The organism is Actinosynnema sp. NPDC091369 (assembly GCF_044757065.1).
GTDB lineage: Bacteria > Actinomycetota > Actinomycetes > Mycobacteriales > Pseudonocardiaceae > Actinosynnema.
Map to the genome: position 1 here is coordinate 167,509 of NZ_JBIVUG010000006.1, position 23,162 is coordinate 190,670.

Annotated in this window: 22 protein-coding genes and 1 pseudogene; 11 read left to right on the forward strand and 12 right to left on the reverse strand. The window is 72.5% G+C overall.

Annotation, left to right across the window (positions count from 1 at the left end):
- Positions 1–65: 65 nt before the first annotated feature.
- Entirely contained in the window at positions 66–776 is a 711-nt protein-coding gene (locus ACIQMJ_RS23895; protein ID WP_499763222.1) for a VOC family protein, read from the reverse strand.
- Between the two features lie 23 nt (positions 777–799).
- On the opposite strand from ACIQMJ_RS23895, the gene ACIQMJ_RS23900 reads away from it, so the two are divergent.
- A complete protein-coding gene (locus ACIQMJ_RS23900; RefSeq protein WP_499763223.1) occupies positions 800–2,374 on the forward strand; it encodes an alkaline phosphatase D family protein in 1,575 nt (524 codons plus the stop codon).
- Positions 2,375–2,473: 99 nt separating this feature from the next.
- Here ACIQMJ_RS23900 and ACIQMJ_RS23905 read toward each other — a convergent pair whose 3' ends face one another.
- Together ACIQMJ_RS23905 and ACIQMJ_RS23910 are read right to left on the reverse strand one after the other, a co-directional pair.
- On the reverse strand, positions 2,474–3,238 hold the full coding sequence (locus tag ACIQMJ_RS23905; protein WP_499763224.1) for a maleylpyruvate isomerase family mycothiol-dependent enzyme: 765 nt from the start codon (positions 3,236–3,238) through the stop codon (positions 2,474–2,476).
- Positions 3,235–3,651: an SAV_6107 family HEPN domain-containing protein gene (locus ACIQMJ_RS23910; RefSeq protein ID WP_499763225.1), complete on the reverse strand. Its 417-nt coding sequence runs from the start codon at positions 3,649–3,651 to the stop codon at positions 3,235–3,237. Before ACIQMJ_RS23910 ends, ACIQMJ_RS23905 begins: the two co-directional genes overlap by 4 nt.
- Positions 3,652–3,833: 182 nt before the next feature.
- Here ACIQMJ_RS23910 and ACIQMJ_RS23915 point away from each other — a divergent pair, with 182 nt between their 5' ends.
- Positions 3,834–4,334 carry a YbaK/EbsC family protein gene (locus ACIQMJ_RS23915; protein ID WP_499763226.1) on the forward strand — a complete coding sequence of 167 codons (501 nt, stop codon included), beginning with the start codon at positions 3,834–3,836 and terminating at the stop codon, positions 4,332–4,334.
- On the forward strand, positions 4,331–4,891 hold the full coding sequence (locus ACIQMJ_RS23920) for a GNAT family N-acetyltransferase (protein ID WP_499763227.1): 561 nt from the start codon (positions 4,331–4,333) through the stop codon (positions 4,889–4,891). Before ACIQMJ_RS23915 ends, ACIQMJ_RS23920 begins: the two co-directional genes overlap by 4 nt.
- A gap of 128 nt (positions 4,892–5,019) precedes the next feature.
- On the opposite strand, the gene ACIQMJ_RS23925 is transcribed toward ACIQMJ_RS23920, so the two are convergent.
- Positions 5,020–5,646 (reverse strand): CHAP domain-containing protein, encoded by a 627-nt coding sequence (locus ACIQMJ_RS23925; protein WP_499763228.1) that lies wholly within the window; start codon positions 5,644–5,646, stop codon positions 5,020–5,022.
- A gap of 85 nt (positions 5,647–5,731) precedes the next feature.
- Positions 5,732–7,411, reverse strand: a complete 1,680-nt coding sequence (locus tag ACIQMJ_RS23930) for a DUF885 domain-containing protein (protein WP_499763229.1) — start codon at positions 7,409–7,411, stop codon at positions 5,732–5,734.
- Between the two features lie 105 nt (positions 7,412–7,516).
- On the opposite strand from ACIQMJ_RS23930, the gene ACIQMJ_RS23935 reads away from it, so the two are divergent.
- Positions 7,517–8,173, forward strand: a complete 657-nt coding sequence (locus ACIQMJ_RS23935) for a DUF3153 domain-containing protein (protein WP_499763230.1) — start codon at positions 7,517–7,519, stop codon at positions 8,171–8,173.
- A 97-nt stretch (positions 8,174–8,270) separates the two neighbouring features.
- On the opposite strand, the gene ACIQMJ_RS23940 is transcribed toward ACIQMJ_RS23935, so the two are convergent.
- Positions 8,271–9,158, reverse strand: a complete 888-nt coding sequence (locus tag ACIQMJ_RS23940; RefSeq protein ID WP_387488478.1) for a methylenetetrahydrofolate reductase — start codon at positions 9,156–9,158, stop codon at positions 8,271–8,273.
- Between the two features lie 105 nt (positions 9,159–9,263).
- Here ACIQMJ_RS23940 and ACIQMJ_RS23945 point away from each other — a divergent pair, with 105 nt between their 5' ends.
- The 3 genes from ACIQMJ_RS23945 (at position 9,264) to ACIQMJ_RS23955 (ending at position 12,827) form a co-directional block, all read left to right on the forward strand.
- Positions 9,264–10,331, forward strand: coding sequence for a polyprenyl synthetase family protein (locus ACIQMJ_RS23945; protein ID WP_499763231.1), 1,068 nt, complete (start codon positions 9,264–9,266; stop codon positions 10,329–10,331).
- Positions 10,332–10,333: 2 nt separating this feature from the next.
- Positions 10,334–11,827, forward strand: a complete 1,494-nt coding sequence (gene crtI, locus ACIQMJ_RS23950) for a phytoene desaturase family protein (RefSeq protein WP_499763232.1) — start codon at positions 10,334–10,336, stop codon at positions 11,825–11,827.
- A 112-nt stretch (positions 11,828–11,939) separates the two neighbouring features.
- Entirely contained in the window at positions 11,940–12,827 is an 888-nt protein-coding gene (locus tag ACIQMJ_RS23955) for a phytoene/squalene synthase family protein (protein ID WP_499763612.1), read from the forward strand.
- A gap of 90 nt (positions 12,828–12,917) precedes the next feature.
- Here ACIQMJ_RS23955 and ACIQMJ_RS23960 read toward each other — a convergent pair whose 3' ends face one another.
- Entirely contained in the window at positions 12,918–13,283 is a 366-nt protein-coding gene (locus ACIQMJ_RS23960; RefSeq protein WP_499763233.1) for an Rv2175c family DNA-binding protein, read from the reverse strand.
- A gap of 185 nt (positions 13,284–13,468) precedes the next feature.
- Between ACIQMJ_RS23960 and ACIQMJ_RS23965 the strand changes: the two genes are divergently transcribed.
- Positions 13,469–15,574, forward strand: coding sequence for a Stk1 family PASTA domain-containing Ser/Thr kinase (locus ACIQMJ_RS23965; protein ID WP_499763234.1), 2,106 nt, complete (start codon positions 13,469–13,471; stop codon positions 15,572–15,574).
- A 59-nt stretch (positions 15,575–15,633) separates the two neighbouring features.
- On the opposite strand, the gene ACIQMJ_RS23970 is transcribed toward ACIQMJ_RS23965, so the two are convergent.
- A complete protein-coding gene (locus ACIQMJ_RS23970) occupies positions 15,634–17,022 on the reverse strand; it encodes a class II 3-deoxy-7-phosphoheptulonate synthase (RefSeq protein ID WP_499763235.1) in 1,389 nt (462 codons plus the stop codon).
- A 64-nt stretch (positions 17,023–17,086) separates the two neighbouring features.
- Here ACIQMJ_RS23970 and ACIQMJ_RS23975 point away from each other — a divergent pair.
- Positions 17,087–18,106, forward strand: a pseudogene (locus tag ACIQMJ_RS23975) (DUF2891 domain-containing protein).
- Here the strand turns inward: ACIQMJ_RS23975 and ACIQMJ_RS23980 are convergent.
- Entirely contained in the window at positions 18,093–19,811 is a 1,719-nt protein-coding gene (locus ACIQMJ_RS23980; RefSeq protein ID WP_499763236.1) for an AfsR/SARP family transcriptional regulator, read from the reverse strand. The pseudogene ACIQMJ_RS23975 and the gene ACIQMJ_RS23980 overlap by 14 nt on opposite strands.
- Before the next feature lie 102 nt (positions 19,812–19,913).
- On the opposite strand from ACIQMJ_RS23980, the gene ACIQMJ_RS23985 reads away from it, so the two are divergent.
- Both ACIQMJ_RS23985 and ACIQMJ_RS23990 read left to right on the forward strand, forming a co-directional pair.
- Positions 19,914–20,162, forward strand: a complete 249-nt coding sequence (locus ACIQMJ_RS23985; RefSeq protein WP_499763237.1) for a DUF4242 domain-containing protein — start codon at positions 19,914–19,916, stop codon at positions 20,160–20,162.
- Positions 20,163–20,186: 24 nt separating this feature from the next.
- On the forward strand, positions 20,187–20,543 hold the full coding sequence (locus ACIQMJ_RS23990) for a cupin domain-containing protein (RefSeq protein ID WP_499763238.1): 357 nt from the start codon (positions 20,187–20,189) through the stop codon (positions 20,541–20,543).
- A 54-nt stretch (positions 20,544–20,597) separates the two neighbouring features.
- Here the strand turns inward: ACIQMJ_RS23990 and ACIQMJ_RS23995 are convergent, their stop codons facing one another.
- The 3 genes from ACIQMJ_RS23995 to ACIQMJ_RS24005 all read right to left on the reverse strand — a co-directional run bounded on the left by ACIQMJ_RS23995 (position 20,598) and on the right by ACIQMJ_RS24005 (position 22,985).
- Complete coding sequence (locus ACIQMJ_RS23995; protein ID WP_499763239.1) at positions 20,598–21,623, reverse strand: 6-phosphofructokinase; 1,026 nt, start codon at positions 21,621–21,623, stop codon at positions 20,598–20,600.
- 80 nt (positions 21,624–21,703) lie between these two features.
- On the reverse strand, positions 21,704–22,216 hold the full coding sequence (locus ACIQMJ_RS24000; RefSeq protein WP_499763240.1) for a polyadenylate-specific 3'-exoribonuclease AS: 513 nt from the start codon (positions 22,214–22,216) through the stop codon (positions 21,704–21,706).
- A gap of 22 nt (positions 22,217–22,238) precedes the next feature.
- A complete protein-coding gene (locus ACIQMJ_RS24005; RefSeq protein WP_499763241.1) occupies positions 22,239–22,985 on the reverse strand; it encodes a lysophospholipid acyltransferase family protein in 747 nt (248 codons plus the stop codon).
- Positions 22,986–23,162 lie beyond the last annotated feature (177 nt).

Sequence of the window (23,162 nt, forward strand, 5' to 3'; positions counted from 1 at the left end):
CGGGAGGGGTGGCTGGTTGGTGCCACCCGTCCGCCACCGGCGGTTCGGCGGCCGGGGTGGGGTCGTCAGCGCGGGGTGAGCACGCAGAACTCGTTGCCTTCCGGGTCGGCCAGCACCACCCACGGCACGTCGATCTGACCGACGTCCACCCGCACCGCGCCCCACGCCTCCAGCCGGGCCACCTCGGTCGCCAGGTCGCCGTCGGCGGGCGGCACGAGGTCCAGGTGCAGCCGGTTCTTCACCGCCTTCGGCTCGCGCACCCGCAGGAACTCCAGCGCCGGCCCGGCTTCCTGCGTCAACGCCGACAAGCCGTCGTCGTCGCGCGTCACCGGCAGCCCGGTCAACCCGGCCCAGAACGCCACCTGCGCCCGCGGGTCGAGCGCGTCCACCACGACCGCGGCGACCGGACCGGTGCGCGCGTACTCGTCACGCTGCTCCAGCACGCAGAACTCGTTGCCCTCGGGATCGGCCAGCACCACCCACGGCACGTCGCCCTGCCCGATGTCGACCGGCCGCGCGCCCAGGTCCACGGCCCGCGTCACGATCGCCTCCTGGTCCTCCGGCGAGGTGGACGCCAGGTCGAGGTGGACCCGGTTCTTGCCCGCCTTCGGGTCCTGGACGGGCACGAACACCAGTTCCTGGCCGTCGCTCAGCGCCACGTCGACCTCGTCCGCGCCCTCGCCGGTGATCGGCTTGCCCAGCACGCCGGCCCAGAACCGGGCCAGTGCGGCGGGGTCGGCCGAATCGACCACGACGTCGTACCACCTCGTTGCCATGGTCCGAAGGTAACGTCTGCGCAATGGCTCAGCTGGTTCTCGGTCCGGTGCTGCGGCACGTCGATTCCACGTCGGCGACGGTGTGGGTGGAGACGGACGCCGCGTGCGAGGTCTCCGTCGCGGGTCACCGGGCGGAGACGTTCCAGGTCGGCGAGCAGCACTTCGCCCTGGTGGTGGTCGAAGGGCTCGCGCCGGGCTCGACCACGTCCTACGACGTGCGACTGGACGGTGACGTGGTGTGGCCGCGGCCGGACTCGCCGTTCCCGCCGCCGCGCATCCGGACCGGACCGGTGCGGCGGTTGCTGTTCGGGTCGTGCCGCGCGGCCAAGGGCGAGGGCACGCCGGACAAGCTCGGGTTCGACGCGCTGGACGCGTACGCGTTGCGGATGAAGGACGAGCCGCAGGAGCAGTGGCCGGAAGCGCTGGTGCTGCTGGGCGACCAGGTCTACGCCGACGAGCCGACGCCGCGCATCAAAGAGTGGTTGGCCCAGCGCAGAGCGGAGCCGGCGGGTGAGGTGGTGTCGTTCCGCGAGTACGCCGAGCTGTACCACGAGTCGTGGGCCGACCCCGAGATCCGCTGGCTGATGTCCGTGGTGCCGACGTCGATGATCTTCGACGACCACGACGTGCGCGACGACTGGAACACGTCGCGGACGTGGCGCGAGCAGATGGCGACCAAGCGGTGGTGGCCGGAGCGCATCCAGGCCGGGCTCGCGTCCTACTGGGTCTACCAGCACCTGGGCAACCTCAGCCCGGAGGAGCTGGCGGCCGACGAGCTGTACGCCAAGGTGCGGTCGGCGGGCGGTGACGTGCAGTCGATGCTGGAGGAGTTCGCCGAGCGGGCCGACCAGGAGGTCGACGGCGGCAAGTCGACGCGGTGGAGCTACCGGCGCGACTTCGGCCGGGTGCGGCTGCTGGTGATCGACACGCGCAGCGGGCGCATCCTGTCCGGGCCGCAGCGGCTCATGGTGGGTGACGGCGAGTTCGACTGGATCGAGGCCAACGCGACCGGTGACTTCGACCACCTGCTGATCGGCTCGTCGCTGCCGTGGCTGATGCCGCACGGGTTGAGCCACTTCCAGTCGTTGAACGAGCGGATGGCGGGCCTGCCGGGGTGGCGCGGCCGGGTCGGCGAGAAGGTGCGGCAGGTCGCGGACCTGGAGCACTGGCCCGCGTTCCGGGCGTCGTTCGAGCGGCTGGCCCGGTTGCTGGAGCGGATCTCGCGGTCCGACGACGCGCCGGGCACGGTGTGCGTGCTGTCCGGGGACGTGCACCACAGCTACGCGGCACGGGCGACGTTCGCCTCGTCGGTGGACGCGAAGGTGTACCAGCTCGTGTGCTCGCCCGTGCACAACGATCCGCCGTGGGTGTTCCGGCCCGCGTTCCGGTTGTCGTGGTCGAAGCCGATCGCGCGCGTGCTGCGGTGGTGGGCGGACCGGCGCGGGATCTCGCCGGACCCGGTGGCGTGGCACAAGTTCAGCGGCCCGCACTTCGGCAACTCGGTGGGGGTGCTGGAGATCGACGGCCGTTCGGCCCGGTTCCGGTTGGAGACGGCGACGGGTGACGGGTTGGTGGAGGTCACTTCCCTGGCGCTGTGAGCCGGTGCCGCCGGTGCGGGTGCGGGTGAACGTGGGTGCGCCCGCCGTCGGACGGGGTCGGTGTCCGGCGGCGGGCGCACGTTCTGCGGTGTGGCGCGGTTACTTGGTGGCCAGCCTCAGCAACGCCCACAGCTGGGCGATCGCGTCGTGGTCGCCGGTGGTCGGCGGCAGGTCGCGGTCCGGGATGCGGCCCCACAGCCAGCGGTACACCTGCATCGGCGTGCCGGTCACCTCGCCGTTCGCCGAAGCGGCCTCCTCTTCGGTGGCGAGCCGGGACACGGCCGGGTCCGGGCCGGTGGTGGCCAGCCACACCTTCCCGCCGGTGCGGATCGCCACCGTCCCCTCGCGCGTGCCGCGCACGCCGAGGATGTCCAGCCGGTGACCCAGCCACAGCGTGAGGATCTCGTCCACGCCGTCCTCGGCCACGTCGTCGTCCACCGGGTCGACCGGCAGCCCGGCCGCCGCCTGCACGTCCATCCGGTGCACGGTCGACTCGTGCGCGAGCCGTCGCGCCCAGAAGTTGTGGTTGCGCTCGGCGGGCCACCACGTCTCGCACGGGTCGTCCGGTTCGTGCGGCCGCAGCGCCCGCACCAGCGGTCGCACGCCCGCGCGCACGTACTCGGGGAGCGTCTGTCCCGGCTCCGGGTCCTGCTGCCACACCAGGGGTTGGCTGCCTTCCCTCAGCCACGTCGACACCATCCGGTACGTGCTGCCCACGTGCCGGGCCGTCTCCCCGAGGTTGAGCCCCGGGCACGCGGGCACCTGGCGTTCCGGGCGCTGTCCCTCGGCCGACGCCGCCAGGCGCTCGGCTTCGGCCTCCACTACGTCGATCAGGCGGTCGTAGGCGACCAGTCCCCTGCTCACAGTCCGTCCTCGTACATGATCTCGTCGACCAACTCGGTGAACTGCGCCGCTTGGCGCACCAGGTCGTCGGCTGCGCGCTGGGTGACCTGCCTGGTGATGCCCGCCAGCACGGCCGCGCGCGTCGCCGAGCACTCGGCGAAGAACGCGGCCCACTCGCGCAGCTCCGGCGCGAGGGAGGACAGCAGGACCCACACGCTGGTCGGCTTGGCCCGGCCCCGGTGGGGTCGGCCCCTGGCCGCCAGCACGGCCGCCGCGGCCCGCATCGCGGCCAGGTAGGCCGTGGCGAAGCGGGTGGGCGGGTTCGGGTCGCGTTCGGCCTCGGCCAGGCACTCGCGGGCTTGCCCGAGCAGGCTCACCGCCGACGCCGGTGGTAGCGGGAGGGGAATGCGGCGGCGGGGGAAGGTCTGAGTCATCTCGCGGCCTCCTCGCGGCGTCGGGACAGCGACGACCGCCGCGGGGAGACGGCGGCACTTGGTGGTGGGGCGCTTCCCCCGCCCCACCACCAAGGCATTGCTCGAACAAACGTTCGAGCCAGACCAGACTATCCTGCCGGCCCGGAACTCCTCAACCCGACCGTCCGTGGTCTTATGAACAGGTGAGCGCACTCGACCACCCCGGCATCCGCAAGGTGGCCGCCGCACTGTCCGAGGCGGGCCACCACGAGGCAGCGAACGGGATCCGCGTGTTGGCCGACGCCGTCCGCACCGCCGCCGCGGCGGCCGAGGCGGTGGGCGTGCCGGTCGGCGCGATCGCCAATAGCCTCGTGTTCGCCGCCGTCCGCGACGGCGTGCCCTCGCCACTGCTCGTGCTCACCTCCGGCGCACACCGCGCGGACACGGCCAAGCTGGCCGTGCCGGCGGGCGCCGACTCGATCGAACGGGCCACCCCCGCGTTCGTCCGCGAGCACACCGGCCAGGTCATCGGCGGCGTCTCCCCGGTGGGGCACCCCGCGCCGATCATGACGTTCGTCGACGTCGCACTGGAGCAGTACGAGGTGGTGTGGGCCGCGGCCGGCCACCCGCACGCCGTCTACCCGACCACCTACCAGGGCCTGGTCGACCTGACCGGCGGCACCCCGGCCGAGGTCGCCCAGTGACCGCCGCGCCGTCCCAGCGGATCGTCACGCTGTCCAGCCGGGAGCTGAACTCCCGACTGGACGAGGCGCTCGCGCTCTACGTGAGCGCGATGGAGTACCCACCCGGCACGGCCGAGCAGCGCGCGCCCATGTGGTTGGCCCACATGCTGCGCGACGGCTGGCGGTGCGTGGTGGCGCTGGGCGAGCAGGACGAGCTGATCGGCATCGGCTACGGCTACCGGGGTTCCGTCGGCCAGTGGTGGCACGAGCAGGTGCGACACGGACTGACCATGGTGTCCGGCCCTCGAGCGGTCGAGGAGTGGATGCGCGACTACTTCGAACTGACGGAACTCCACGTCCTGCCCAGCGCGCAGGGACGGGGGGTGGGCGAGCAGTTGCTGCGGAACCTGGTGGCGGGCGTGCCCAGTTCACGGGTGCTGTTGTCCACTCCGGAGGGGCCGAGCAAGGCTTGGCGGCTGTACCTGCGGATGGGTTTCGTGGACGTGCTGCGGCACTACCAGTTCACCGGTGATCCCCGACCCTTTGCGGTGCTCGGGCGGACGCTTCCCATCACCTGACGGCGACCCGCATACCGCATAAAACTGCAAGAAAAGCCTTGAAAAGCGTCCTCGCCGGACGGCGAGGACGCTTGTGATCTTTTGATCTTTTGCTTCTCGAGCTTTGCTCTATCGAGCTTCGCGCAGACCTAGAAGGGCGAAACGAAACCGGACGCCTGGAGGTACTTGCCCGCGTTCAGGCCCTCGATCTTGCGCAGCTTCGAGTACACGACCCGGTCACCGAAGTTGCCCTCGACCGTCCGCACGTGAGTGGCCTTGCGACCGGTCCGGTCGTACTTGACCTCGACCACCAGGCCGACGTGCGCGTGCATGTCCGGGTAGTTCCCGTAGACCACCGCGTCACCGGGTGCGACGTCGCGTTCCGCGATGTCCTTCCACCGGCCGTTGACCTTGCCCCACTTCTGCCAGTAGGTGGCCCAGTGACCCTGGTCCAGCACCGACGCGCCGGGAGCCGGGCGCATCGAAGGCTTGTCCGGCACGCCGGCGGTCGACCACGCCCAGTTGACGAACACGCCGCACCACTCCGCCGGCCGCAGCACGCCCTGACCCGCGAGCTGGTACTGCGGCGGGTAGTAGTTGCCGCTGCCCTCGCGCTGACCGACCTGCCGCAGGGCGTGGTCCACGATCTCCTGGCGGATGCGCCACTCGGCCTGGTCGCCGAGCGGCTGCTCCTGCGCGTACGCCGGCGCGCCGGCGACGAGCAGCGCGCCGACCAGCACCGCGCCGAGCGCGGTCCGCTTCGCACGTCCGGTCATCAGGTCCCCCCTACGGTCGTTCGCCCACCATCCAACACCGGAGCCGGTGACCTCGGCGTGAAACCGGGGTCACCGGCACCCGACGTCAGAGCTCGGCGAGCCGTTCACGAAGAGTGTCCAGCCCCATGGCGCCCATTTCCAGGGCGTCCCGGTGGAACTTCTTCAGGTCGAACGCGTCGCCGTGCCGGGAACGGGCGTCGTCGCGGGCGGCCAGCCACAGGCGTTCGCCGAGCTTGTACGACGGGGCCTGGCCGGGCCAGCCCAGGTAGCGGTCGATCTCGTCGCGCACGTGCGCCGGGTCGGTGATGGTGCGGGTGAGCATGAACTCCAGGCCCAGGTCCGGGGTCCAGCGCTCGCCCTCGTGGAAGCCGGTGCCCTTGGGGATCTCCAGCTCCAGGTGCATGCCGATGTCGACGATCACGCGGGCCGCGCGGAACAGGTGCGCGTCGAGCATGCCCAGCAGGTCGCCGTCGTCCTCCAGGTAGCCGAGCTCGCGCATCAGCCGCTCGGCGTACAGCGCCCAGCCCTCGCCGTGCCCGGACACCCAGCACATCAGGCGCTGGAACTCGTTGAGCTTCTCCGCCTGGTAGACGGCCGTGGCGACCTGGAGGTGGTGGCCGGGCACGCCCTCGTGGTAGACGGTCGTCACCTCGCGCCAGGTGGGGAACTCCTCCTTGTCGTCCGGCACGGACCACCACATGCGGCCGGGACGGGAGAAGTCGGGCGTGGGGCTGCTGTAGTACGCGCCGACGCCACCGCCGGGGGGCGCGATGCGGCACTCCAGCTTCATCAGCTCGTCCGGCAGGTCGAAGTGCACGCCGCGCACGTCCTGGAGCGCCTTGTCCGACAGCTCCTGCATCCACGACCGCAGGCCGTCCTTGCCGTGCACCAGGTAGCGCGGGTTCGCGTCCAGCGCGGCCGCGGCCTCGGCGAGCGTGCCGCCCGGCTTGATCCGGTTCGCGACCTGCTTCATCTCGGTCTCGACCCGGCTGAACTCCTCCCAGCCCCACTCGTAGGCTTCGGCCAGGTCGAGCCGGGAACCGGTGAAGTAGCGGGACTGGAGCCGGTAGACGTCCTCGCCGACCGCGTCCTTCTCCGGCGCCTTGCGCGCCAGGTCGTCGCGCAGGAACGCGGCCAGGTCGCCGTACGCCTCGGCGGCGGCCTTCGCGCCCGCCTCCAGCTCGGTGCGCAGCGCGCCGTCCGCGGGAGCGTCGGCGATCAGGTCGGCGAAGAACGACTTGCCACCCGCCCGGCCGGACCACGTGTCGCACTGCTCGGCGACCTTGCTGACCTGCCGCAACGCCGACACGTGCCCCTTGTCGGCGGCGTGGGCCAGGCCCGCGCGCAGGTTCGCCACCGCGTCCGGCACGGCGGTGAGCCGCTTCGCGATCACCGCCCAGTCGTCGGCGGTGTCGGTGGGCATCTGGTCGAACACCTCGCGCATCGACTGCACGGGGCTCGCGATGACGTTGAGGTTGCCCTCCATCTGGCCGGCTTCGTGCAGCTCGACCTCCAGGCCGATCCGCTCCAGGAACACGGCCTTCGCGTCGGCCTCCGACTTGTCCGCGGGCTCGGCGGCGGTGATCGCGGCGAGCGCGTTGCGCGCCAGCTCCTCGCGGGCGGCGTGGCCCTCCGGTGAGTAGTCGGTCAGCCGGTCGTCGTGGCCGGGCTTGCCGATGAACGTCGCGGCCAACGGGTCCGCTGCCGCGTAGTCGGCCACGAACTGGTTGCTGATGCCGTGCACGCCGGCGGAGGAGGTTGACATGAGCCGCACGTTACCTGCGGGGCATGTCCCTCCAACAGGTAATTAGCCACGCTCACGATCGTGTACCTCCGGTCAACTTTTGACCGTGGCCGGCAGGATGGCCGGGTGCCCAGGGCCTCCGCGCTCCTCCTTCCGGTTCTCCTCCTCGCGCTGTTCTCGCTGACGGGGTGCGTCCGGCTGCACGCCGCCATGGCGTTGTCCACCGACGACCGCGTGTCCGGCGAGATCGTCGCCGCCACCCCGCCGACCGAGGACAACGACCCCGGTCCGCAGCTGAAGGTGCCGAACGAGCTGGCCAGCAGGGTCAGCACCAAGCCCTACAAGGTCGACGACTACGTCGGCACGCAGCTGTCGTTCAGCGGGCTGACCTTCGACGAGGTGCGGTCGCTGTCCGCGGCGACCAGCGCGTCGTCCAGCCGGTACCAGCTGACGTTCCGGCGGTCCGGCGACCTGGTGACGCTGTCCGGGTCGGTCGACCTGACGCAGGTGCCGCCGGAACGCGCCGACATCCAGGTGAAGATCAGTTTTCCGGGTGAAATCATCGACACGAACGGGCGAGAAGAGGACAACGCGACGATCGCGTGGTCCCCGAAGCCCGGCCAAGCCTCGATGTTGAGCGCCACGGTCCGCTACGCGGGCGCCAACTCGGTGTCCTACTTCGGCTGGACCATGCTGGTCGCCGGGCTGACCGGCGGCGCCGCGCTGATCGTGGTCATCCTGGCCATCGTCGCCCACCGCCGCCACCAGGTCGACAGCGTGTGACCGCCACCCGCCACCCGCCACCCGCCGACCCCGACCACCGACCCCGCCCGCCGACCACTGCGGATGGCGGGCGGGCCGGATCGTCGAGCACGCCGTCCTAGACGGCGCGGGCCGGCACCAACCCGAGCCGGCCGACGATCTCGCGCGTCGCCTTCGACCGGTTGAACGTGTAGAAGTGCAGGCACGGCACGCCCTCGGCGAGCAGCCGCTCCCCCATCTCCGTCACCAGGTCGATGCCCGCCTTGCGGAAGCTCGCCGGGTCGTCGGCGTACGGGTCGAGGCGGCGCGCCACCGCGTCCGGCACCGACGACCCCGACAGCTCGATCGTCTTGGCCAACGTCCGCGGCGTGGTCAGCGGCATGAGGCCCGGGATGAGCACGGTGTCGCAGCCGCGCGCGGCCACACGGTCGCGCAGGCGCAGGAAGTCCTCCGGCTGGAAGAACAGCTGCGCGATCGCGAAGTCCGCCCCGGCGCGCAGCTTGCGCACCAGGTACTCGGTGTCGGAGTCCAGGTCCGCCGACCGCGGGTGGCCGTACGGCGAGGCCGCCACGCCCACGCAGAAGTCGCCGAGCTCGCGGCACAGCCGCACCAGCTCCTCGGCGTAGGTCAGCCCCTCCGGGTGGGCCACCCACTCGCCGTTCGGGTCGCCGGGCGGGTCGCCCCGCACGGCGAGGATGTTGCGCACGCCGACCGCCGCGTACCAGCCGATCACGTTGCGCAGCTCGGCCACCGAGTGGTTGACCAGGGTGAGGTGCGCCATCGGCAGCAGGGTCGTCTCCTGCGCCACCCGGCCGGTGGTGCGGATGGTCCGGTCGCGCGACGAGCCGCCCGCGCCGTAGGTGATGGACACGAACGCCGGGTCGAAGGGTTCCAGCTCGCGGATCGCACGCCAGAGGATGGTCTCCTCGGCTTCGTCGCGCGGGGGGAAGAACTCGACGGAGAACACGGGGGACCCCGTGCGCAAGCGTTCGACCACCGACGTCATGCCGCACAGCCTAGAGGTACGTCCGAGCCGTGGAAGACCGCTGTCACCAGATGGGACCAGCCCCCCGGTTGGGCATCCCGAAGCGGCAGAGGTGACGATAGACGGGTGCCGCCCCACCCGTTGGACCTCGAACTGCCCAAGCACGTCGACGAAGCGCTGGCCGCCTACCTGGCCGACCGCCGGGCACTGGGTGCGCGCATGGAGGAGAACTTCACCGGCGCCGTCGACGCGCTGGCCGACTTCGTCCTCGGCGGCGGCAAGCGGATCCGGCCCACGTTCGCGTGGTGGGGCTGGCGGGCGGCGGGCGGTGACCCGGACGGCGAGCTGGCCGACGCCGTGCTCACGGCGGTCAGCTCGCTGGAGCTGATCCAGGCGTGCGCGCTGGTGCACGACGACCTGATGGACGCCTCCGAGACGCGCCGGGGCATGCCGACCGTGCACGTCCGGTTCGCCCGCGAGCACCGCGCCAAGGGCTGGCTCGGCGAGCCCGAGCGGTTCGGGCTGGCGGCGTCCGTGCTGATCGGCGACGTGGCGCTGGCCTGGGCCGACGACATGCTGTTCGCCGCCGGGCTGCCCACCGACGCGTTGCAGCGGCTGAGCCTGCCGTGGCGGGACATGCGCACCGAGATGCTCGCCGGCCAGTACCTCGACGTGCTCACGCAGGCCCGCGGGGACGCCTCGCCGGACGCGGCGCTGCGCATCGACCGGCTCAAGACCGCCGCCTACACCGTCGAACGGCCGCTGCACATGGGCGCGGCGATCGGCGGCGCGTCACCGGAGCTGGTGGACGGCCTGCGGTCGTTCGGCACCGACATCGGGGTGGCGTTCCAGCTGCGCGACGACCTGCTCGGCGTGTTCGGCGACCCGGCGGTGACGGGCAAGCCCGCGGGTGACGACCTGCGCGAGGGCAAGCGGACGCTGCTGGTCGCGCTGGGCATGGAGTTCGGCGCGGACGTGCTGCACGAGGCGCTGGGCAAGCCGGACCTGGACGTGGACATGGTCGACGAGGTGCGCGCCCGGCTGCGCGAGGTGGGCGCGGTGGACGCGGTCGAGGAGCGGATCGCCGAGCTGACCGGGTCCGCGCTGCGGGCGCTGGACCGGTCCCCGATCGCCGAACCGGCCGGTGAGCGGCTCGCGGAGCTGGCGATCAGCGCCACCAAGAGGACTTCCTGACGATGCGCACGGTCACCGGCCGCACGGACCACGTCGTCGTGGTCGGCGCGGGGCTGGCGGGGTTGTCGGCCGCGCTGCACCTGCTCGGCGCGGGTCGTCGGGTCACCGTGGTCGAGCGCGACGCCGTGCCCGGCGGCCGGGCGGGGCGGCTGGACCTGGGCGGCTACCGGTTCGACACGGGGCCGACCGTGCTGACCATGCCGGAGCTGGTGGACGAGGCGCTGAACGCGGTCGGCGACTCGCTGGCCGACCGGCTGGACCTGCGGCCCGTGCACCCCGCCTACCGGGCACGCTTCGCCGACGGCAGCACGCTGGACGTGCACTCCGACGCCGAGGCGATGGAGGCCGAGGTGCGCCGGTTCGCCGGTCCGCGCGAGGCCGCCGGGTACCGGGCGCTGCGGCGGTGGCTGACCGAGCTGTACCGGGTGGAGCGGGACCGGTTCATCGGGGCGAACTTCGACTCGCCGCTGTCGCTGCTCACGCCCGAGCTGGCGAAGCTGGCCGGGTTGCGCGGGTTCGCCCGGCTCGGGCCGTCGGTGGCGCGGTTCGTGCGCGACGAGCGGGTGCAGCGGGTGTTCTCGTTCCAGTCGTTGTACGCGGGCGTGCCGCCGCGCAAGGCGCTCGCCGCGTACGCCGTCATCGCCTACATGGACACCATCGCGGGGGTGCACTATCCCGAGGGCGGGATGCGGGCGTTGCCGGACGCGTTGGCGGCGGCGGCCCGGGACGCGGGCGCCGACCTGCGGTTCCAGACGCCGGTGGCCTGGCTGGAGCGCATCGGCGGCCGGGTGACGGCGGTGCGCACCACCCACGGCGAGCGCATCCCGTGCGACGCGGTGGTGCTCACGCCGGACCTGCCGGTGTCGTACCGCCTGCTCGGCCACCGCCCGCGCCGCCCCGTGCCGGTCACGTGGTCGCCGTCAGCGGTCGTGCTGCACGCGGGCGTGGACCGGACGTGGCCGGAGCTGGCGCACCACACGCTGCTCTTCGGCCGGGAGTGGGACCGGACGTTCGACGAGCTGACCCGGCGGGGCACCTTGATGAGCGATCCGTCGCTGCTGGTCACCGCGCCGCCCGGGCAGGGGATGTTCGTGCTCGCGCCGGTGCCGAACCTGCGCGTCGGCCCGATCGACTGGGACCGGGTCGGCCCGGCCTACCGCGACGAGCTGGTCGGCGTGCTGGAGCGGCGCGGGCTCACCGGGTTCGGCGACGCGATCCGGGTCGAGCGGCTGGTCACGCCGCGGGACTGGGCCGACCTGGGCCTGGCCGCGGGCACCCCGTTCTCGGCGGCGCACACGTTCGCCCAGACCGGGCCGTTCCGGCCGCGGAACCTCGTGCTGGACAACGCGGTGCTGGCCGGCTGCGGCACCACGCCGGGCGTCGGCGTGCCGCCGGTGCTCATCTCCGGCCGGCTGGCCGCGCAGCGGATCACCGGGCTCGCCGGGGCGAGGTCGCGGCGGCCCGCGCAACCGCGGCGGGCGCACACCCGGCGTTGACCGCACGCGCGTTGTGCGACGATGTGGCCGCGATGTCCGCGACCCCTCCGCTCCCCCGTTCCAGCGCCGCACCGGCGCGCCCGCGGGCTGCCCGGCCGCCCGGCAGGCGCACGTGACGGACCTGGCCGCGGCCTACGCCCGGTGCCGCGAGCTGAACGCCTCGCACGGCCGCACGTTCTTCCTCGCCACCCGCCTGCTCACCCCGGCGCAGCGGCCCGCCGTGCACGCCCTGTACGGCTTCGCGCGGTGGGCCGACGAGATCGTGGACAGCGGCACGTCCACCGACCCGGCCGGTGACCTGGAGCTGCTGGAGGCCCAGCTGGCCGACGAGCTGGCGGGACGGCCGACCGGCCACCCGGTGCTCGTGGCCCTGGTGGACACCGCGCGCCGCCACTCGATCGACCCGGCGCTGTTCGGTGAGTTCCTGGCGTCGATGCGGATGGACCTGACCGTCACGTCCTACCCGGACCTCGCCGCGCTGGAGCGGTACATGCACGGCTCGGCGGCGGTGATCGGACTGCAACTGCTGCCCGTGTTCGGCACGGTCGTGCCGCGCGCCGAAGCGGAACCGCACGCCGCCGCGCTGGGCCGGGCGTTCCAGCTGACGAACTTCCTGCGCGACGTCGGCGAGGACCTCGACCGCGGTCGGGTCTACCTGCCGCAGGACGTGCTTGCGGCCTACGGCGTCGACCGGGAGCTGCTGGCGTGGTGCCGGCGGACCGGGAAGGCCGACCAGCGGGTGCGGAGGGTGTTGCGGCACCTGGTCGCGCTCGCGTCGTCCGTGTACCGCGAGGCCGAGCCGGGCGTGCCGATGCTGCACCCCGTGTCCCGACCGTGCGTGCGGACCGCGCTCACGCTGTACGGGGCGATCCTGGACGAGATCGCCGCCGCCGACTACCGGGTGCTGGACCGCCGGGTCGCGGTGCCGACCTCGCGCCGGCTGGCGGTCGCCGTGCCGGGGCTCGCCCGCGCGCTGGTGGCGAGGGTCACCGGGCGTTAACGCCCGCCGGGAACACGACGTCCGGACGACTCCCCCGGGAAGGGGAGCCGCCCGGACGTGGTTCGGTCGTCTCGGGTGGTGCGGTGCTCGTCAGAAGCCCAAAGCCTGTGCCCGCCGCTTCACCTCACGGCCGCGGTCGCCGCGCAGCGCCTCGATGGGCGTGCCGGGCAGGGTCTCGTCCTCGGTGAACAGCCACCGGAGGATCTCTTCGGTCGAGAAGCCGGAGTCGCGCAGCACCGTGATGGTGCCGGGCAGCCCCTTCACCACACCTCCGGCGGCGAGGAACGCGGCGGGGACGACGAGGACGCCGTTGCGGCGCTCGGCGAGCAGCTGACCGTCGCGCAGCAACTGGTGGACTCGGTTGATCGGCAGGTCAAGACGCTCGGCGACCTCGGGGAGGGGCAGGACCTCCAGGTCGGGAGCCAGCACATCCGCAGCGGCAGGAATCGCACTCACGTGCGTCACGATGCCACAACGACGTGAACCACGCCCTGCGCCAACCGGGTGGTGGCGATACACCTGAGGGTCGGCTTGCGGACACCCCCTGTTCCACCCGACTTTGACGCGGATCCCACAAGCGCGCGTGGGATGCTCCAGCGCACAGCATCGGTCGGCATCACCCCACCGTACGATCCACGGCTGTGGAAAGGTCGGCGACGAACGTGATCGGCGGGCTGCTCGAACAACGCTACCGGGTTGGCTCCCTGGTGGCGCGGGGCGGCATGTCCACCGTGTACCGCGGTGTGGACACCCGCTTGGAGCGGACCGTGGCCATCAAGGTGATGGACCCCCGGTTCTCGGCCGACCCGCAGTTCGTCGCGCGGTTCGAGCGCGAGGCCCGGGCCGCGGCCAAGCTGCACCACCCCGGCGTCGTGCAGGTCCACGACCAGGGCGTGGACGAGGACCGGGTCTACCTGGTCATGGAGCTGGTCGAGGGCGGCACGCTGCGCGACCTGCTCAACGCGCGCGGCAAGCTGGACGTGCCGCTGGCGCTGACCGTCATCGAGAAGGTCCTCGCACCGCTGGCCGCCGCGCACCGCGCCGACCTCGTGCACCGGGACGTGAAGCCGGAGAACGTGCTCATCGGGCCCGGCGGCACGGTGAAGGTCGCCGACTTCGGCCTGGTCCGCGCCGTTTCCACGGCCGGGGTGACCAGCGACGCCATGATCCTGGGCACGGTCGCCTACCTCTCGCCCGAGCAGGTGACAACGGGCACGACGGACGCGCGCAGCGACGTCTACTCGGCGGGCGTGCTGCTGTACGAGATGCTGACCGGCGCGCCGCCGTACGTGGGCGACAACGCGATCTCGGTGGCCTACCGGCACGTGAACGACGACGTGCCCCCGGTGCCGGACGTGCCTCCGGAGGTCGCGGAGCTGGTGCGCCGGGCGACCCGCAAGGAGCCGTTCCTGCGGCCCGCGGACGCCGAGTCGTTCCTGTCCGAGGTGGAGACCGCGCGGGCGATGCTCGGCATCGCCACCGTGGACGTGCCGCTGCCGACCACCCCCGCGCCCGCGGAAGAGGCCACGGAGCTGGTGTCCGCGCCGGTGAGCCCCGCCGAGCAGACGGTGCGGGTCGAGCCGGTGCGGGTGGGCGCGGGTGCGCCGTTCGCCGACCCGACCGTGCCGGTGCACCGGCCGAACCCGCTGGTGCCGCCGACGGCCGGGCCGCAGGGCACCCGGGCGATCCCCCGCGCCGAGCTGCTCGCGCCGCCCGAGCCGAAGCCGATCGGTCCGCTGCCGCCCGGATCGCCGCCGCCCGGTCAGCCGTCGGTCGGCGCTCCGTCACCGGCGGGCCGTCCGCGTGCCAAGAGACCGCCGAAGAAGAAGACGCCCGAGCAGCTCTACGAGGAGATGCGGGCGCGCAGCAAGCGGCAGTTCATCACGTGGCTCAGCGTGGTCGTGGTGGCCGCGATCCTCATCGGCCTCACCACCTGGTGGTTCGCCGTCGGCCGGGTCACCACCGTGCCCGACCTGGTCGGCAAGGACGAGTCGGTGGCCACCGCGCTGCTGGACGAGGCGTCGTTGACCAAGACGGCCCGCCGGGAGAACCACGACACCGTGCCCAGCGGGCAGGTGATCAGCACCGACCCGCCGGCCGGGACCAAGGCCAACCAGGGTGACCTGGTGCGGCTCGTGGTGTCCGCGGGCAAGCCGGTCGTGCCGCAGGTCAACGCGGGCGTCGAGGTGGCCGCCGCCGAGCAGGAGATCACGTCGGTCGGGTTGAAGCCGCAGCTCAACCCCGCCGAGGACGCGTTCAGCGACCGCGTGCCCAAGGGCAAGGTGGTGACGTTGAAGCCCGCTCCCGGCACGCCGGTGCCGATCGGGTCGGCGGTGACGATCGTGCTGAGCAAGGGCTCGCAGCCCAAGCCGGTGCCCAGCGTCACGGGCAAGACGAAGGACGAGGCGTTCGCCGAGCTGAGCGCCGCCGGGTTCGACCCGGTCGAGGGTCCGACGGAGTTCTCCGACAAGGTCGACGGTGGCAAGGTGATCCGCACCGACCCGCCGGCGGGCACGAACATGCCGCCGGGCAACCGGCAGGTGACCGTCATCGTGTCCGCGGACTCGGTGACCGTGCCGCAGGTCGAGGGCAAGTCGGTCAAGGAAGCGAAGAAGATCCTGGAGGACGCGGGCCTGAAGGTCGACGTCCAGTTCAACAACCGCGACCGGGCCCGCGTGGTGAACCAGTCCATCCGGGCCGGTGAGCGCGTCCCGAAGGACACCAAGATCACCATCATCGGCGTGTGAGACGACGGTGGCCCCCGACTCGCGGGGAGTCGGGGGCCACCGTCGTCTCACACGGGGTCCTAGCTGCGCAGCATCTCGGCGACCAGGAACGCCAGCTCCAGCGACTGCTGGGTGTTCAGGCGCGGGTCGCAGGCGGTCTCGTAGCGGCCCGCCAGGTCCAGGTCGGAGATCTCCTGGGCGCCGCCGAGGCACTCGGTGACGTCCTCGCCGGTCAGCTCGATGTGGATGCCGCCCGGGTGGGTGCCCAGGCGCCGGTGCACCTCGAAGAAGCCCTGCACCTCGTCGACGATCCGGTCGAAGTGGCGGGTCTTGTAGCCGGTGGACGACTCGTGCGTGTTGCCGTGCATCGGGTCGCACTGCCAGATGACCTGGTGGCCGGAGGCGGTGACCTTCTCGACGATCGGCGGCAGCACGTCGCGCACCTTGCCGTTGCCCATGCGGCTGATCAGCGTCAGCCGGCCGGCCTGGTGGTGCGGGTCGAGCCGCTCGACGTACTCGACGGCCATCTCCGGCGTGGTCGACGGGCCGATCTTCAACCCGATGGGGTTGGACAGCAGCTCGGCGAACGCGATGTGCGCGCCGTCGAGCTGCCTGGTCCGCTCGCCGATCCACAGGAAGTGCGACGACAGGTCGTACAGCCGCGGCTGGTCGCCGTTGGTGTCCAGGCGCAGCAGCGCCCGCTCGTAGTCGAGCAGCAGCGCCTCGTGCGAGGCGAAGATCTCGGTGGTGTGCAGCGACGTGTCGTTCACGCCGCACGCCGACATGAACCGCAGGCCGCGGTCGATCTCGCCGGCCAGCGCCTCGTACCGCTCACCGGCGGGCGACTGGCGGACGAAGTCCTTGTTCCAGTCGTGCAGCCGGTGCAGGTCGGCCATGCCCGCGGTGGTCATGGCGCGCAGCAGGTTCATCGCCGCGCCCGCGTTGGCGTAGGCGCGGATCATCCGCGACGGGTCCGGCACGCGCGCCTCGGGCGTCGCGACCAGCGAGTTGACGATGTCGCCGCGGTAGGACGGCAGGCCGAGCGCGTCGATGCCCGACGAGCGCGGCTTGGCGTACTGGCCCGCGATGCGGCCGATCTTCACCACCGGCAGGCTCGCGCCGTAGGTGAGCACGACGGCCATCTGCAGCAGGGTCCGGACGTTCGCGCGGATGTGCGGCTCGGTGTTGTCCGCGAACGTCTCCGCGCAGTCGCCGCCCTGCAGCAGAAACGCCTCGCCGCGGGCGACCTCGGCCAGGTTGTCGCGCAGCCGGTCGATCTCGGCGGGCACGGTGATCGGCGGCACGCTCTCCAGCACGGCGCGCACGCGGCGCACCTGCTCGGCGTCCGGCCACTCCGGCTGCTGGGCGGCGGGCCGGCCGAGCGCGTCGTCCAGTCGGTCGCGCATCTCGGGCGGCAGGGGCGGAAGCTCGGGAAGCGTGTCCACGGGCACGTCCACGGTCCAGTTCACACGTTAAAGATAGCTGTCCACACTCAGAGACGGACTCGGGTCCGACCTGTGCATTATGTGGACCATGCCGGACACCCGATCGGATGACGACACGGCGGCCAGGTTGCTGTCGACCGCGGTGGACAACATCCGGCGGGACTACCCGGCCCACTGGTCGCACGTGGTGACGGGCGACGCCGACCTGGTGCCGCTGCGCGTGCTGCACCCGATCTTCGCCGGGTCGTTCGACTGGCACTCGTGCGTGCATCAGACCTGGTTGGCGGTCCGGCTGCTGCGGGTGCGGCCCGAGGTCGAGGGCGCGGAGCAGGCCCGGCGGGTGCTCGACTCGCTGATCACGCGGCAGCACGCGCGGACCGAGGCGGCGTTCTTCGACGGCCCGAGCGGCGGGTTCTGGGAGCGCCCCTACGGGTGGGCGTGGCTGCTGGTGCTCGACGCGGAACTCCGCACCCGGGGCTCGCCGTGGGCGGCGGAGCTGCGGCCGTTGAGCGAGGTGCTGCGTGACCGGTATCTCGCCGAGGTGACGACCGCGCGGCTGCCGGTCCGGACCGGCACGCACGGCAACACCGCGTTCGCGACCGGGCTGGTGCTCGACGCGGCACGCGCCGTGGGTGACGAGGAGCTGGCGTCGGCGTGCGAACGGGCGGCGCTGCGGTGGCACCGGGAGGACGTCGGGTACGGCGGGTTCGAGCCGGACGCGGCGGACTTCCTCTCGCCCGCGCTGACCGAGGCGGACCTGGTGCGGCGGGTGCTGCCGGCCGACGGGTTCACCGCGTGGTTCGAGGCGTTCCTGCCGCACCTGGAGGACTCGCGCTGAAAGGTGCTGCGCGAGCCGGTGCCGGTGGACGACCCGGGTGACGCGTACGGCTCGCACCTGGTCGGGCCGGCGCTGTCGCGGGCGTGGCAGTGGCGGTCCGTCGCGGCGGCGCTGCCCGAGGACCACCGGTACGCCGACCTGGCCCGCACGGCGGCCGAGGCGCACCGCGAGACCGGCCTGCGGCACGTGTTCGGCCACGGCTACTACGCCGAGCACTGGCTGGGCACGTTCGCCGCCTACCTGCACTTCGGGGCGTTCACGGACCGGTGAGGCAGGCGTCGGCGGCGGCCCGGCACCGGCGCTCCTCCAGCGGTCGGCGCATCACCGCGAACCGCTCGGCGGCCTCCAGGAACAACGCCGCCGCCTGCGTGCGCTGACCTTCCGCGCGCCGCACCTCGGCGCGCACCTCCCACAGCGCGGCCGTCCACGGGCCGCCCTGCCACAGGCCGCTGATCCGCTCCGCCTCCGCCAGGTGCGGCCGGGCCCGGCTCGGGCTGCCCGCGTGCGCGCACGCCGTCGCGGCCGCGATCCGGAAGCCCATCGAGCACGGGTCGCACACGTGCGGGGCCCCGGTGAGCCACCGCTCGGCGTCCCGGATCGGGCCGAGCGCCCCGCCGAGGGTGTCGGCGGCCAGCACGCGGACCCCGTGCACGCGGATGACCAGGTGCGACGGGATGCGGGACGAGCAGGCCAGCGGCAGCGCCTCGGCGAGGTCGGCGCGGGCCGCCGCGCGGTCGCCGAGCCGGGCCCGCGCCTCGGCCCGCCGTTCGAGGGCGAGGGACCGGGCCGAGGCGCACCCGGCGCGTTCCGCCTCGCGCAGCGACTCGCCCAGCGTCGCCACCGCGTCGTCGAGGTGGCCGGACAGCAGCGCGAACTCGCCCAGCAGCAGGCACGCCAGCGCCCGGCCCGCCGCGGACCCCGCCCGTGACGCGATGTCCAGCAGGTCGCGGCCGAACGACTCGGCGCCGTCGTGCCCCTCCGGCCCGTACAGGTAGAACTCCTGGAAGCACAGGTGGGCGTCGTAGACCTCGGGCCGCGGCGGGTGGCGCACCGAGTCGGCGAACTCCTCCCGGAACAGCCGGTGCCACGTGCCGCGGGCGTGCGCGACGAGCGCGAGCAGGGTCGACGCCTCGCCCAGCTCGTGCCCGAGGTCGGCGTCCAGCGCCAGCACGCGCGCCTGCCGGGCCAGCCGTTCGGCCTCGGCGAGGTGCCGCCGCCCGAACGCGACCAGGCCGTTGGCCAGCGCGACCGCCGCCCGCTGCGCCGGTGACGGCGGGTCGGCCGCGTCCAGGGCCAGCGCCGACTCGTACAGCGCCAGGGTCTCCGCGTCCGGCCCGACCCCGATCCGCTCCCGCAGCGTGCGCCGCAGCCGTTCGAACTGGCGCAGCGCCTCGCCGCGGCGACCGGCGGCCAGGTGCCGGCGCATCACCGCCCGGTGCGCCTGCTCGTCGGTCGCGTCCAGCTCCAGCAGCCGTTCCCAGTCGCCCGCGGCCCGCAGCAGCGCGGCGTACCGGCCCTCCACCTTCTCGTGCGGCTCCGCGACCCAGCACTCGTAGCGGTCGTCCACGAGCAGGCCACCGCGGTAGTCGGCGGCGACGAGCGCGCACCGGGCCGCGTCACCCGACGCCAACGCCGCGTCGGCCGCCCGCTCGAACCGGTCCAGGTCCACGTCGAGGACACCGCCGGGCCACAGCGTCAGCAGCCGCCCTTCGCACTGGACCGCGTCGGCACGTCCCAGCGCGCGCCGCGCGTAGAACACCGCCTTGCGCAGGTTCGCCCCGGCCGCCTCGACGGGCAGGTCCGGCCACAGCCGGTCCATCACCTGCTCGCGGTGCAGCCGGTGCTCCGGCGCCACGGCCAGCAGCTTCACCACGTCGGCCGCGCGCCGGTTGCGCCACACGTCACCCGGGACGGGTCTGCCGTCGACGGCGACGGTGAACCTGCCCAGCACGTGCACCTGGCAGGTGGCCGGCATGGCGGCACCCTACGTCCGGCCCGACGGGACCGCCGTGGGAACGGTTTGGGAACGCCGCGCCGCCTAGCGTGTCCCGATCCACTCCGAGTCGGGAGGACCCCCATGTTGTTCATGGACGTGCACAACCACCTGCCCGAAGGTGCCGGTCCCCGTGACGTGGCCGAGGCGCACGCCGCGGACCTGCGCACCCAAGGGCAGTACGGCGTGCGGTACCTCAACTACTGGGTCGACGAGCGGGACGGCAAGGTGTTCTGCCTGGTCGACGCGCCGGACGCGGAGACGGCGCACCGGGTCCACCGCGAGGCGCACGGCCTCGTGGCGGACGAGATCTACCCCGTGGTGCAGGGCTGAGACGCAGATGACGAGGTGATCGGAATGTCCGTGCTCGCGTCGAAGAGCTTCACGGAACCCGAGGAGGTGCGGGAGTTCCCGCACGGTCACATCGACCTGGTCACCATCGGTGACACGACGGTCGGCAGAGCGGAGTTCGAACCGGGCTGGCGGTGGTCGCAGGACGTCGGGCCGATCGCGGGCACCCGGTCCTGCCAGGCGGCCCACACCGGCTACATCCTGTCCGGCCGGATGCACGTCGTCATGGACGACGGCGCGGAGGGCGAGGCCGGGCCGGGTGAGGCGATCACGGTGGAACCCGGGCACGACGCGTGGGTCGTCGGCGACGAGGCGTGCGTGATGGTCGACTTCACCGGGCTCGCCGAGTACGCCAAGAAGTGACGAAGAGCCCCTGGCGCCACCGGGCGCCAGGGGCTCTCGCGCAAGCCCGACCGATCAGCCGAAGAAGACCTCGGCCTCCTGGTAGCGCTCCAGCGGGACGGTCTTCAGCTCCTCGGTCGCCTCGGACAGCTTGACCCGGACGATGTCGGTGCCGCGCAGCGCGACCATGACGCCGAAGTCGCCGTCGGCGACCGCGTCCACCGCGTGCAGGCCGAACCGGGTGGCGAGCACGCGGTCGTAGGCGGTCGGGATGCCGCCGCGCTGCACGTGGCCCAGCACGACCGCGCGGGACTCCTTGCCGGTCCGCTCCGCGATCTCCTCGGCCAGCCAGGTGCCGATGCCGCCCAGCCGCACGTGGCCGAACGCGTCCTTCTCACCGGAGTGCAGAACCTCGGCGCCGCCCTCGGGCATGGCGCCCTCGGCGACGACGATGATCGGGGCGAACTGGCGCTCGAAGCGCCGCTCCACCCACTCGACCACCTTGTCGACGCTGAACTGCCGCTCCGGCACCAGGATCACGTTCGCGCCGCCGGCCAGGCCCGAGTGCAGCGCGATCCAGCCCGCGTGGCGGCCCATGACCTCGACCACGAGCGCGCGGTGGTGCGACTCGGCCGTCGTGCGCAGCCGGTCGATCGCCTCGGTGGCGATGTGCACGGCGGTGTCGAAGCCGAACGTGTAGTCGGTCGCGCCCAGGTCGTTGTCGATGGTCTTCGGCACGCCCACGACGCCGATGCCGTCGTCGGTCAGCCGCTTGGCGACGCCGAGGGTGTCCTCGCCGCCGATGGCGATCAGCGCGTCGACCTGGTTCGCCGCGAGGGTCTCGCGGATGCGGTCGACACCGCCGTCGATCTTGTACGGGTTGGTGCGCGACGAGCCGAGGATGGTGCCGCCCCTGGTGAGGATGTCCTCGACGTCATCGAGCCCGATCGGCTTGGTCAGGTTCTCGACCGGCCCCTGCCACCCGTTCCGGAACCCCACGATCTCCCAGCCGTGGGCCTCGATGCCCTTGCGGACCACACCGCGGATGACCGCGTTGAGGCCGGGGCAGTCGCCACCGCCGGTGAGCACACCAATGCGCATTTGCTTAGCCAATCTCTTCTCGTGGCGTGGGTCACCCAAGCCTGACACGTGCTGGATCGGTGCAGCAAGCGAGGGTCCACCTACCGGACCGCGAACCCCTTCCGCTGCCGCTCGGTCTCGATCACCTTCCAGCGCGCCAGGTTGTGCCGCGCGTCGGCCAGCGCGTCGTGCGCGTCGGCAGGCGCCTGCGGCAGCCGCGGCTTGCCCACGTCCTCCCAGCGTTGCCGCAGGTCACGCGTGAACCGGGGCAGGCAGCGCGGCAGCGCGGGCATCGGGCCCCACAGCTGCGCCAGCGCCACGTGGTCGTAGGCGGCGAACCACGCCCACAGCTCGATCTCGTCCCGGTTGGCCTTGGGTCCGCCGAGGAAGTCGAGCAGGTCCGCGCGGATGCGCTCCCGGCTGCGCCACGCCCGGTCGGCGGGCGGCGGCAGCTGGTTGAGCACGTTCGCGCGCACCCACGGACCGGCCTTGGCCGGGTCGAACTCGGTCGACACGGCGTAGAACTCGCGGCCTTCCTCGTCGACCACCCCGATGGAGACGAGGTCGATCGTGACCCCGTCCTCGATGAACTCACAGTCGTAGAAGAACCGCACCCCACCAGCCTAGGGGTGCCGATCAGCCCGCCTTCGCCTCGGGCAGCCGATCGACGGCTTTCGCCTGCTCGCCGTCGCCGGACCCGGCCGCCTTGGGCCCTTCCTTGGCCTTGGCCGCGTACACGTCGACGTACTCCTGGCCGGACAGCTCCATCAGGGCGTACATGATCTCGTCGGTGATGGACCGCAGCACGAACCGGTCGCCGGACAGGCCCTCGTAGCGGGAGAAGTCCAGCGGCTTGCCGATCTTGATCCGGATCGGGTACGGCCGCCACATCTTCGAGCCGATGGGGTTGGCCTTGTCGGTGCCGAACATCGCCACCGGGATGACCGGCGCGCCGGACTCCAGCGCGATCCACGCGACGCCGACCTTGCCCTTGTAGAGGCGGCCGTCGGGCGAGCGCGTGCCCTCGGGGTAGATGCCGAGCAGCTTGCCCTCGCGCACGATCCGCACGCCGGTGTCGAGCGCCCCCTGGGCGGCCGAGGCGCTGGACCGGTCGATCGGCACCTGGCCGACGCCGTAGAAGAACCAGCGCTGGAAGCGGCCCTTGAGTCCCTTGCCGGTGAAGTACTCGATCTTCGCCGGGAAGGTGACGCGGCGCGACAGCTTCAGCGGCAGGAAGAACGAGTCGGAGACCGCGAGGTGGTTGCTCGCCAGGATGGCCCCGCCCTCCTTGGGGATGTTCTCCGCGCCCTCGATGATCCGGGGTCGGAAGAACAGCTTCAGGAGCGGCCCGAGAAAGATGTGTTTCATCAACCAGTAGAGCACCGCTGGGAGCGCCTCCTCGACGTGCTTGATCCCCGACGCCAGCCTACGGAGCCGGCGGCGAAAGACACAACGAACCGCCGCGTGGAGGCGGTACGGTCCCAAGGTCCACCCGCTGCCGTAATCCGCAACACAACGGGCTCGTGGGACGATGGAACCTGGCAGAGGATTGGCCTTCAC

What these genes read in the sequence shown, in the direction of transcription:
- ACIQMJ_RS23895 (WP_499763222.1), bottom strand. Translation starts at nt 776, where the DNA reads ATGGCAACGAGGTGGTACGACGTCGTGGTCGATTCGGCCGACCCCGCC.
- ACIQMJ_RS23900 (WP_499763223.1), top strand. Translation starts at nt 800, where the DNA reads ATGGCTCAGCTGGTTCTCGGTCCGGTGCTGCGGCACGTCGATTCCACG.
- ACIQMJ_RS23910 (WP_499763225.1), bottom strand. Translation starts at nt 3,651, where the DNA reads ATGACTCAGACCTTCCCCCGCCGCCGCATTCCCCTCCCGCTACCACCG.
- ACIQMJ_RS23925 (WP_499763228.1), bottom strand. Translation starts at nt 5,646, where the DNA reads ATGACCGGACGTGCGAAGCGGACCGCGCTCGGCGCGGTGCTGGTCGGC.
- ACIQMJ_RS23930 (WP_499763229.1), bottom strand. Translation starts at nt 7,411, where the DNA reads ATGTCAACCTCCTCCGCCGGCGTGCACGGCATCAGCAACCAGTTCGTG.
- ACIQMJ_RS23940 (WP_387488478.1), bottom strand. Translation starts at nt 9,158, where the DNA reads ATGACGTCGGTGGTCGAACGCTTGCGCACGGGGTCCCCCGTGTTCTCC.
- crtI (WP_499763232.1), top strand. Translation starts at nt 10,334, where the DNA reads ATGCGCACGGTCACCGGCCGCACGGACCACGTCGTCGTGGTCGGCGCG.
- ACIQMJ_RS23980 (WP_499763236.1), bottom strand. Translation starts at nt 19,811, where the DNA reads ATGCCGGCCACCTGCCAGGTGCACGTGCTGGGCAGGTTCACCGTCGCC.
- ACIQMJ_RS23985 (WP_499763237.1), top strand. Translation starts at nt 19,914, where the DNA reads ATGTTGTTCATGGACGTGCACAACCACCTGCCCGAAGGTGCCGGTCCC.
- ACIQMJ_RS23990 (WP_499763238.1), top strand. Translation starts at nt 20,187, where the DNA reads ATGTCCGTGCTCGCGTCGAAGAGCTTCACGGAACCCGAGGAGGTGCGG.
- ACIQMJ_RS23995 (WP_499763239.1), bottom strand. Translation starts at nt 21,623, where the DNA reads ATGCGCATTGGTGTGCTCACCGGCGGTGGCGACTGCCCCGGCCTCAAC.